This window comes from Pseudomonas sp. IT-P74 (genome assembly GCF_949768175.1).
GTDB lineage: Bacteria > Pseudomonadota > Gammaproteobacteria > Pseudomonadales > Pseudomonadaceae > Aquipseudomonas.
The window spans coordinates 96,110-106,574 of record NZ_CATKQD010000055.1 but is presented as its reverse complement, the minus strand read 5'-3'; the positions used below and the strand labels follow the sequence as shown (position 1 = coordinate 106,574).

Sequence of the window (10,465 nt, the reverse complement as noted above, 5' to 3'; positions counted from 1 at the left end):
GGCTCGAGCGGGTTGCCTGGCGGATCGTGTTCCGGGTGCCGGCTTACTTGAGTAAGCCGTGGACCCGGAACACGATCTCGCCCAGCCAGTCGCTCACGGCGCTGTTTACGATTTCGGAAAATCCCTCTGCAATCAATGGCATCGGATCCCTGTTCGCAACAACCTTGCCTGTGAGCGATGCGTAACGATCTCGAAGCACTAAAGTGACAAAAAACCGTCGCCATCAGATCGCTCGCATCCCTCCCCTCCAGCACCTCTCCGCTCTATTTCGATAAGTGGATTGGAACTTTCCTCAAACCCAGATGAGCGCCAGAGAGCTCATAAAACAAGGGGTTTCGACTTGAACAATGTGCTGGATTTTGTAGAGCGCATAAGTTTTTTTTTGCATAGTCGTTATGAAAAAAATTTCTTAGCTACGCTCCAGAATGTTCTTAGCTCTTTTGTTAAAGATGTGAAACAACTTTACCTACAATTGTCGTCAATAAATTGGCGACTGATAAGCACCATCAGGAATCAGGGAGATGCACCATGCGCCTATTAACCCCCCTCTGCAGCGCGGTTCTTTTGGCCATGGCCTGCTCGTACCAGGCCCAGGCCATGACGCTGACCGAGGCAATCCAGAGCACCATCGCGACGCACCCGGAGCTGGCATCACGGGTGGACAGCCGTCTGTCGGCTGACGAGGACGTGAAGGTCGCCAAAGGGGGCTTTTATCCATCGGTTGATCTGAACGCCGCCTACGGGCGCGGGTACAGCGACAACACCAATACCCGGGCGTTCGGCAATCACCATACCGAAATCCTCAACTACACCCAGTCGGAGCTGCGCCTGCGGCAAATGCTCTTCGACGGGTTCAACACTTCCAATGAAGTCGCACGCACCAAAGGCGTGGTCAACTCGCGCGCCTATTACGCTCAGGGCACGGCTCAGGACCTGGCCCTGCGCACCACCGAGGTTTACCTCGAAGTCCTCAAGCGCCGCGAACTGGTGACATTGGCCAAGAACAACCTGCAAGCGCACTTGCGGGTCAACGACCAGATCGGCCTGCGCACCCAGCGCGGCGTGGGCAGCAACGCCGATGCCGACCAGTCCAGCGCTCGCCGGGCACTGGCGGAAAACAACCTCGACACCGCCGAAGTCGATCTGGCCGATGCCGAGTCGAACTTCTATGCCGTTGTGGGGCGCATGCCCGATGAGCTCGAAACCCCGCCGTCGATTCGCGGCGAAGTCCCTACCTCCCTGCCAGAAGCCCAGCAGAGCATGGTGGAAAACAACCCTTACCTGAAATCCGCCCAGGCCGACGTGCAATCGTCCGAAAGCCAGTACGAAGTCGCCAAGTCGCCGTTCTACCCACGCTTCGATGCCGAGGCGGCGGTGGGCGCGAACAACAACCTGCAGGGTGACGAAGGCCACGACAACGAATGGCGGGTCGGCGTGATAATGAACTACAACCTGTTCCGCGGCGGCAGCGACAAGGCGCGCCTGGCCTCCGACTCGCACAAGATCAACCAGGCCATGGACATCCGCAACAATGCCCTGCGCCAGCTCAACGAGAACATTCACCTGGCCTGGAACGCCATGGTCAATGCCAAGAAACAAACCCCGACCGCCCGTGAATACGCCGACACCAGCAAGCGCGTGCGCATCGCCTACCAGGATCAGTTCGGCCTCGGCCAACGGACCCTGCTTGACCTGCTCGACAGTGAAAACGAGCTCTACAACGCCAACCGTCGCTACACCGAAGTGCGCTACACCGAGGAGTTCTCGATGTACCGCATCCTGGCGAACATGGGCCAGTTGCTGAGCAAGCAACGGGTCGTACTGCCCGCCGATGCTATCGCCCAGACCGAAGTGAAAAACGAAGCTCGACTACCTGAAATGAAGTAGTGCCCGGGAGGGTTCAATGACCAGCATGGAACCCGGCAACACCGGTGTCGATCCGCGCCTGAGCTTCGATGACCCGCTTCTGGACGGTCTGTTGATCCTCTGCAAACTCCACGGCGCGACGGTCAGTCGCGCCAGCCTCAGTGCCGGGCTGCCCATGGCACACCAACGCCTGAGCCTGGACCTGCTGCCCCGTGCAGCGGCCCGGGCCGGTTTGCAGGCACGCTTGCTGCGCCGTGACCTCAAAGATATCTCCGCGCTCAACTTGCCCGTATTGCTGTTGCTTAACAACGGCCGCACGGCCGTCCTGCGCCGTTATGGCGAGGACGGCAAGGTGCTGATCCTGCCCTGCGAAGCCGACGGCGGCGAACAATGGCTCAGCCCCGAGGAGCTGGCCGGACACTACAGTGGCCAGGCGTTGTTTGCGCGGCCACGCCACGAACTCGAAGACTTGCGCTCGCCCCTGGTGCCTCGGGTCCATGCCTGGTTCCGCGACACGCTGAAGCTGTCGAAATGGCTCTACAGCGATGCGATCCTGGCGAGTTTCCTGATCAACCTGTTGGGACTGATGGTGCCGTTGTTCGTGATGCAAACCTATGATCGCGTGGTGCCGAACCAGGCCACTTCGACCTTGTGGGTGCTGGCGATCGGCTTGCTGATCGGCACCGCCTTCGAACTGGTGCTGCGGGTCGTGCGCGCGCACTTGCTCGATACCGCCGGCAAGAAAACCGATGTGATCCTGTCGGCCACCCTGTTCGAGCGCATCACCGGCATGGCGATGAAAGCGCGACCGGCGACCATCGGTGGTTTCGCCCAAAGCATTCATGACTTCCAGGGCCTGCGGGAATTTCTCACCGCCGTAACCCTCACCAGCCTGATCGACCTGCCCTTCTGCCTGCTGATGCTGCTGGTGATCGGGCTGCTCGGTGGCTGGCTGGTGGTGATCCCGATACTGGCGTTTCCCGTCACCATCATCTTCGCCATGGTGATCCAGGTGCGCCTGCGCGATACCGTGCAGAAAAGCCTCAGCCTCGGCGCCGAACGCCAGGCGCTGTTGATCGAAACCCTCAGCGGCCTGGAAACCCTCAAGGCCTGCAGCGCTGAAAGCGAACGCCAGCACAAATGGGAAAGCACCCACGGCGCCCTCACCCGCCTCGACAGCCACGCGCGCAACCTCTCGGCCCTGGCCACCAACGGCACGCTGTTCATCCAGCAACTGTCCGGCATGGCCACCATCGTCGCCGGGGTCTACAGCATCATCGCCGGCAACCTCAGCGTCGGTGCCCTGGTGGCCAGCTACATGCTCGGCAGCCGGGTACTGGCGCCACTGGGGCAGATCGCCGGCCTGATCACCCGCTACCAGCAAGCGCAACTGACCATGAAAAGTACCGACGCGCTGATGGGCCTGCCCCAGGAACGCGACGTCAAACAGCGGCCGCTGGAGCGCACCCAACTGCAAGGCGCGCTGGATGTCGTCGGCGTGACCTTCCACTACAACGGTCAGAATTCTCCTGCCCTGGCCAATGTCAGCTTCAATGTGAAACCCGGCGAGCGCGTCGGCATCATCGGCCGCAGCGGCTCGGGCAAAAGTACCCTGGCGCGACTGGTGATGGGCTTCTACGAACCGGATGAAGGCCAGCTGCTGCTCGATGGCCTGGACCTGCGGCAACTGGACGTCGCCGACCTGCGCCATCAAATCGGTTACGTCGCCCACGACCTGCCGCTTCTGGCCGGCAGCCTGCGCGACAACCTGACCCTCGGCGCGCGCTACATCAGCGACTCACGCATGCTCGAAGTGGCGGAAATGACCGGCGTGACCGAACTGGCCCGGCAACACCCGCAAGGCTTCGACCGGCCCGTCGGCGAACGCGGGCAACTGCTGTCCGGCGGCCAGCGCCAGGCCGTATTGATGGCCCGGGCGATGTTGCTCGACCCGCCCATCATGCTGCTCGACGAGCCCACCAGCGCTATGGACAACAGCAGCGAAGACATCCTTCGGCAAAAACTTCACGGCTGGGTCCAGGGCAAAACCATCCTGCTGGTGACCCACCGAACCTCGATGCTAAGCCTGGTGGATCGGCTGGTGGTGCTGGACAACGGACGGATCGTCGCCGACGGTCCGAAGGAAGCGGTCATCGATGCACTGCGCAAGGGCCGTGTCGGCTCTGCGGCCGTCTAGGAGTCGCCCATGTCTGCCGATCAAGGATCCCGTGGCTACTTCGACAGTTTCAACAAAAGCGCCGAAACCGAGTTCATGCCGGAAACCGCCGGCGCCTCGTTGCAGGACTCACCGCGCTGGTCGCGCATCACCGTGTGGCTGGCGGCCGCGCTGCTGGTCAGCGCAGTGGTCTGGGCCAAATTCGCCGTGTTGCAGGAAGTGACCATGGGCGAAGGCAAGGCGATTCCCTCGAGCAAGGTCCAGGTGATCCAGAACCTGGAGGGTGGCATCGTCACTGAAATTTTCGTCCGTGAAGGACAAATGGTGAACAAGGGCGATACCTTGCTGCGCCTGGATGACACCCGCTACCTGTCGAACAAGGGCGAAAGCGAAGCCGATCGCTATGCCTTGACCGCGCAGGTCGAACGGCTTTCGGCCGAAGCCGAAGGCCGGCCGTTCAAGCTGTCGGAAGAGGTGATCGCCAAGGCCCCGCAAGTGGCTGAAGACGAGCGCTCGCTGTACGAACAACGGCAACGGCGACTGGCCAGCGAACAGCGCACCCTGACCGAGCAACTTCGGCAAAAAACCCAGGAGCTGGCGGAGTTCCGCTCGAAACAGGGGCAGTTCAGCTCCAGCCTGGCGCTGCTGCAACAAGAGATGAACATGTCCACACCGCTGGTGGGCACGGGTGCGGTATCACCGGTGGAAATCCTGCGGCTCAAACGCAGCGCCGTGGAGATTCGCGGTTCCTTGAACGCCACCACCCTGGCGATTCCCCGGGCCGAGTCGGCGATCGAAGAGATCAAAAGCAAGATCGACGAGTCGGAGCAAACCTTCCGCTCGGAAGCCGCCAAAGAGCTGAACGAGAAACGCACCGACCTGTCGAAAATCACGGCATCAAGCATCGCCATTGACGACCGCGTGACCCGTACCACCGTGGTCTCACCGGTGCACGGCATCATCAAGGTGTTGAAGGTCAACACCATCGGCGGCGTGGTCCAGCCCGGCAGTGACATGGTGGAAATCGTGCCGCTGGAAGACAACCTGCTGATCGAAGCCAAGGTGCGGCCACAGGACGTTGCATTCCTGCATCCGGGCCAGAAAGCCATGGTCAAGTTCAGTGCCTACGACTACACCATTTACGGCGGCCTGAGCGCCAAACTGGAGTTGATCGGCGCCGACACCATCACCGACGACAAGGGCAACAGCTTCTATCTGATTCAGGTGCGTACCGACAAAAACCATTTGGGCGGGGATGTGAAACCGCTGCTGATCATCCCGGGGATGGTGGCGACGGTGGATATTATTACCGGGGAGAAAACGGTGCTGGATTACTTGCTTAAACCGGTGTTGAAAGCGCGGACCGAGGCGATGCGGGAAAGGTAGGCAGTATCCAGAATCTGTGGTGACTGATCTGCCGCCATCGCGAGCAAGCTCCCACATTGGTTCTTCGGTAAACACAATTTTTGTAGCCACCGAAAATCCCCTGTGGGAGCGAGCCTGCTCGCGATGGGGCCCTGACAGGCACCGACTATTTTGACCCATGGTTACGCTGGTAAACCTCCTCCCCCATCGCCGCAATCTGCCCCTCGATCAACGCCTCGAACGGCTTCAGCAACGGCGTAAACATCGCCGGCGCTTCGAGGATTTCCAGCGCCTGCACAATCGCCTCCACCGTCGACAACGCCCCCGGCCCCGGCGCCTTGCGCAGTCGATAACGGGACACACCGCCTTCGGCCAGCGTCACCCTCGGCAATGCCGCCAGCAGCGGATTGAGGTGCAGTATCTTGCGCGCCTTGCGCCAGGTGCCGTCGGGGACCACCAGCAGCAAGGGTTCGTCTGTCGCGGCACAAGCCTGCATCGGTTGGGCATCTTCGCCGGGAAACAGCAACCGCGCCCGATACCCCGGTTGATTCAACAACGTCGGCAAATCCTCGAACACTTCGCCCACGATCAACTCGGCATTGTTCAAGCCCAACGCCGCCAACCGCGCCGTATTCAGCGCATGGTTCACTTCGCTCGGATGCTGCAACAACAGCACCCGGGTGCGGCTGTCGAGGTTGGGAATCAACGGGCACAGACAATGAGTTTGCGGGCGCAGGCAACGCGGACATTGAATTCTGGACATCGTCTTTACGCCTGATTCAGTTGTGCTTTGAGCAGATCACGGAAGGTCTGGATCAGCGGCTCGCGGCTACGGCCCCGACGCACGATCATCGAGAACGGCGCCTGATAACCGAAGGTCGCCGGCAGCAACACCCGCAAGTCCCCCTTGTCGGCCCAGGCCTGGGCGTAGTGCTCCGGCAGGTAGCCGATGTAGGCGCCGGACAGCACCAGAATCAATTGGGCCTCCATACTTTCTACTGTCGCGGCGCTGTGCTTGAAGCCGTGGCGCGCCAGTTCGGCCTGGCTCCAATAGCCACGACCGACCATGCGTTGCTGGGTGATGACTTGCTCGGGGATGCGCCGCTCGTTGAACAGTGGATGCCGCGTGCTGCAATACAACCAGTGTTGTTCACGGTACAGCGGCATGTACACCAGACCGCTCATGCGCGTGGAAAACGCGCCGATGGCCAGGTCGAGGCGGTTGTCCTGCACGCCGAGTTGCAATTCGTAAGGGCTCATCACCGACAGGTGCAAATGCACGGCCGGGTGTTCCTGGCTGTAGGCGCCGATGGCTTCGGCGAACGGCAGGGCCTTGTCGCTGACGGTGGAGTCGATCACCCCCAGGTTCAAGGTACCGCGCAACTCGCCCTTGAGGGCGGCGGCGTACTGCTCGAAGCCTTCGAGCTCGCCCAACAGACGCAGGGTTTCCTGATGGAACAGCTCGCCCTTGCTGGTCAGGCTGAAACCGCCACGGCCGCGATGGCAGAGCACCAGGCCGAGGGCTGCTTCGAGCTGGCTCATGTAGGTGCTGATGGCCGACGTCGAGAGATTGAGCTCCTGCTGGGCGTTGGCGAACCCCTGATGGCGCACCACGCTGACGAAGATGCGCAATAGTTTCAGGTCGGGTAAAGCGTTGGCCATGGAATGCTCCGGTCTCGGGGTGACACGTAGTACTCGAATCAATAGAGAACCTTGTGGGAGCGAGCCTGCTCACGATGAGGCCATGACAATCAGCATCAATGTTGACTGACCCGCCGCCATCGCGAGCAGGCTCGCTCCCACAGGGTTTGCTCCTGGCATCGGGTTTTGCGTATGGAGGGAAGTCTATCGCTGTCCCAGTCATTAGTTTAGAAAAATCTGAACTAAGTATTTGCCCGTAGCGATTCTTCCCGGGCACTACATTTCGCAGAATCGGCGCCACAAGGTTCGTCCGTACTCCCGTGAACGGCGCAAACCAATAAATAAAACAACGACGATGAGGCCCTACCCGTGGACAAGATTCTTCACCAACCACTGGGCGGCAACGAAATGCCGCGCTTCGGCGGCATCGCCACCATGATGCGACTCCCCCATTTGAATACCGCTGCCGGCCTGGACGCTGCCTTCGTTGGCGTGCCGTTGGACATCGGTACCTCGCTGCGCCCCGGCACCCGCTTCGGGCCTCGCGACATCCGCACCGAATCGGTGATGATCCGTCCTTACAACATGGCCACCGGTGCTGCGCCGTTCGACTCGCTGTCGGTTGCCGACATCGGCGACGTGGCGATCAACACCTTCAACCTGCTGGACGCCGTACGCATCATCGAAGAAGCCTACGACGACATCCTCGAACACAACGTGATCCCCCTGACCCTGGGCGGCGACCACACCATCACCCTGCCGATCCTGCGTGCCATCCATAAGAAGCACGGCAAGGTCGGCCTGGTTCACATCGACGCTCACGCCGATGTGAACGATCACATGTTCGGCGAGAAGATCGCCCACGGCACCACCTTCCGCCGCGCCGTCGAAGAAGGCCTGCTGGACCCGGACCGTGTCGTGCAGATAGGCCTGCGCGCCCAGGGCTACACCGCTGACGACTTCAACTGGAGCCGCAACCAGGGCTTCCGTGTGGTTCAGGCCGAAGAGTGCTGGCACAAATCGCTGGAGCCCTTGATGGCTGAAGTTCGCGAGAAAGTCGGCGGCGGTCCTGTTTACCTCAGCTTCGACATCGACGGCATTGACCCGGCCTGGGCGCCTGGCACCGGCACCCCGGAAATCGGCGGTCTGACGACCATTCAGGCAATCGAGATCGTTCGTGGCTGCCAAGGCCTCGACCTGGTCGGTTGCGATCTGGTAGAAGTCTCCCCCGCTTACGACACCACCGGTAACACCTCGCTGCTGGCCGCCAACCTGCTGTACGAAATGCTCTGCGTACTGCCTGGCGTAGTCCACCGCTGAGGATTGGTCATGAATGAACGTGATCAGGTCTTGAAAGCCGCCGCCGATCTGGTGTCCGCTTTTGCCCGTAACGATCGCGAAGCCTACTTCGGCGCATTCAGCTTTGAAGCCAGCTTCGTCTTCTACACCCTCGAACAGCCCCTGCTGTCGCGCGACGCCTATCAGGCGATGTGGGACAGCTGGCGCGCCGAGGATGGCTTCGAGGTGCTCTCGTGCACCTCAAGCAACGCTTTCGTCAGCCTGCTGGGTGACGTGGCGATTTTCATCCATAACGTCGCCACCGAGTTGCGCATGCAAGGGGAGCAACACTTCAGCCAGGAGCGCGAGACGATTGTTTTCAAGAAACAAGCGTCTGGCCAAGAACAACAAGGCCTATGGCTGGCCTGCCACGAACATTTGTCCGCGATGCCGGAAGGGCTGCCAACCCCTTAGCCAACACAGGTGACGCTCACGCACGATGAGCGCGCCTTTATGATCGGAGCTGATCATGAATAACAACAACAACGACCAAAGCCTTACGCAAATTGAAACCCACGGGGTCGAACAGATCCCGGACAGCGAACGCACCGCAGGCCCGACGGACTTGTTCCGGATGATCTTCGGTGGTTCCAACACCTTTGCAACCGCCGTCCTCGGCAGCTTCCCGGTACTGTTCGGCCTGTCTTTCCAGGCGGGCGTCTGGGCGATTGTGCTGGGCGTATTGCTGGGTTCGCTGATCCTCGCGCCAATGGGCCTGTTCGGCCCGATCAACGGCACCAACAACGCCGTGTCGTCCGGTGCGCACTTCGGCGTGCACGGGCGGATCGTCGGTTCGTTCCTGTCGCTGTTGACCGCCATCGCCTTCTTCTCGCTCTCGGTGTGGAGTTCGGGGGATGCGCTGATCGGTGGTGCCAAACGCCTGATCGGCCTGCCGGAAACCGACCTGACCCTGGGCCTGGCCTACGGTCTGTTCGCGATCCTGGTACTGACCGTGTGCATCTATGGCTTCCGCTTCCTGCTGTGGGTCAACAAGATCGCGGTGTGGAGTGCCAGCCTGTTGTTCCTGCTGGGCGCCTTCGCCTTCGCCGGTCCCTTCGATGTGAACTACGCCGGCACCGTCAACATGGGCCAACCCGGTTTCTGGGCGGCGTTCATCGGCGCTGCGCTGGTAGCCATGAGCAACCCGATTTCCTTCGGTGCGTTCCTCGGCGACTGGTCGCGCTACATTCCGCGTGACACCTCCAAGCGCCGCATCATGGCGGCGGTGGTGATTTCGCAGATCGCAACCTTCATCCCGTTCCTGTTCGGCCTCGTCACCGCCACCATCGTAGCGGTCAAGGCACCGGACTACATCGTGGCCAACAACTATGTCGGCGGCCTGCTGGCGGTATCACCGAGCTGGTTCTTCCTGCCGGTGTGCCTGATCGCGGTGATTGGTGGCATGTCCACTGGTACCACTTCGCTCTATGGCACCGGCCTGGACATGTCCAGCGTATTCCCACGGGTGCTGTCGCGGGTCAAGGCCACGCTGCTGATCGGTGTGATGTCGATTGCCTTCATCTTCATCGGGCGCTTCGCGGCCAACCTGGTGCAGAGCGTGTCGACCTTCGCCGTGCTGATCATCACCTGCACCACCCCGTGGATGGTGATCATGATCATCGGCCTGCTGGTGCGTCGCGGTTTCTACTGCCCGGATGACCTGCAAGTGTTCACCCGCGGCGAGAAAGGTGGCCGCTACTGGTTCACCCACGGCTGGAACTGGCGTGGCCTGGGCGCCTGGATCCCGAGCGCGGCCGTCGGCCTGTGCTTCGTGAACCTGCCGGGTCAGTTTGTCGGGCCGCTGGGCGAAATGGCCGGTGGTATCGACATCAGCCTGCCGGTGACCCTGGGCCTGGCCTCGCTGGTGTACCTGGCGCTGCTGAGCCTGTTCCCGGAGTCGAGCGCAGTGTTCGGTCCGAACGATTCTCGCAGCAAGGGCGCAAGCACCATGGCAAAGCCTGAACTACGTCAGCCCGCCTGACACAGATCCACCTGTGGGAGCGAGCCTGCTCGCGATGACTGCGGCACATCCGACATTGATGTGACTGACAAATCGCAATCGCGAGCAGGCTCGCTCCC

Annotated in this window: 8 protein-coding genes; 6 read left to right on the top strand and 2 right to left on the bottom strand. The window is 61.1% G+C overall.

All coding sequences use genetic code 11. From position 1 onward, the window contains the following. The first annotated feature begins 528 nt into the window (after positions 1–528). The 3 genes from ACM6J5_RS20950 to ACM6J5_RS20940 are packed head-to-tail and all read left to right on the top strand — an operon-like array spanning position 529 to position 5,428. Positions 529–1,887 carry a TolC family outer membrane protein gene (locus ACM6J5_RS20950; protein WP_095944589.1) on the top strand — a complete coding sequence of 453 codons (1,359 nt, stop codon included), beginning with the start codon at positions 529–531 and terminating at the stop codon, positions 1,885–1,887. A gap of 16 nt (positions 1,888–1,903) precedes the next feature. Continuing rightward, positions 1,904–4,063, top strand: a complete 2,160-nt coding sequence (locus ACM6J5_RS20945) for a type I secretion system permease/ATPase (RefSeq protein WP_414929258.1) — start codon at positions 1,904–1,906, stop codon at positions 4,061–4,063. A gap of 9 nt (positions 4,064–4,072) precedes the next feature. Further along, positions 4,073–5,428 carry an HlyD family type I secretion periplasmic adaptor subunit gene (locus tag ACM6J5_RS20940; protein WP_095944591.1) on the top strand — a complete coding sequence of 452 codons (1,356 nt, stop codon included), beginning with the start codon at positions 4,073–4,075 and terminating at the stop codon, positions 5,426–5,428. Positions 5,429–5,573: 145 nt separating this feature from the next. Here the strand turns inward: ACM6J5_RS20940 and ACM6J5_RS20935 are convergent, their stop codons facing one another. Next, positions 5,574–6,170 (bottom strand): tRNA-uridine aminocarboxypropyltransferase, encoded by a 597-nt coding sequence (locus ACM6J5_RS20935; RefSeq protein WP_414929257.1) that lies wholly within the window; start codon positions 6,168–6,170, stop codon positions 5,574–5,576. Positions 6,171–6,175: 5 nt separating this feature from the next. Then, on the bottom strand, positions 6,176–7,069 hold the full coding sequence (locus tag ACM6J5_RS20930) for a LysR family transcriptional regulator (RefSeq protein ID WP_007972518.1): 894 nt from the start codon (positions 7,067–7,069) through the stop codon (positions 6,176–6,178). 348 nt (positions 7,070–7,417) lie between these two features. Here ACM6J5_RS20930 and speB point away from each other — a divergent pair, with 348 nt between their 5' ends. Genes speB through ACM6J5_RS20915 form a run of 3 tightly spaced genes read left to right on the top strand, consistent with a single transcriptional unit; the run spans position 7,418 to position 10,367 of the window. Beyond that, on the top strand, positions 7,418–8,368 hold the full coding sequence (gene speB / locus ACM6J5_RS20925; RefSeq protein WP_008018246.1) for an agmatinase: 951 nt from the start codon (positions 7,418–7,420) through the stop codon (positions 8,366–8,368). Positions 8,369–8,377: 9 nt separating this feature from the next. Beyond that, the gene (locus ACM6J5_RS20920; protein WP_414929256.1) at positions 8,378–8,800 is read left to right on the top strand and encodes a YybH family protein; all 423 of its coding nucleotides are present in this window, start codon (positions 8,378–8,380) and stop codon (positions 8,798–8,800) included. 55 nt (positions 8,801–8,855) lie between these two features. After that, positions 8,856–10,367, top strand: a complete 1,512-nt coding sequence (locus tag ACM6J5_RS20915) for a purine-cytosine permease family protein (RefSeq protein WP_095944594.1) — start codon at positions 8,856–8,858, stop codon at positions 10,365–10,367. The last annotated feature ends 98 nt before the right edge of the window (positions 10,368–10,465 follow it).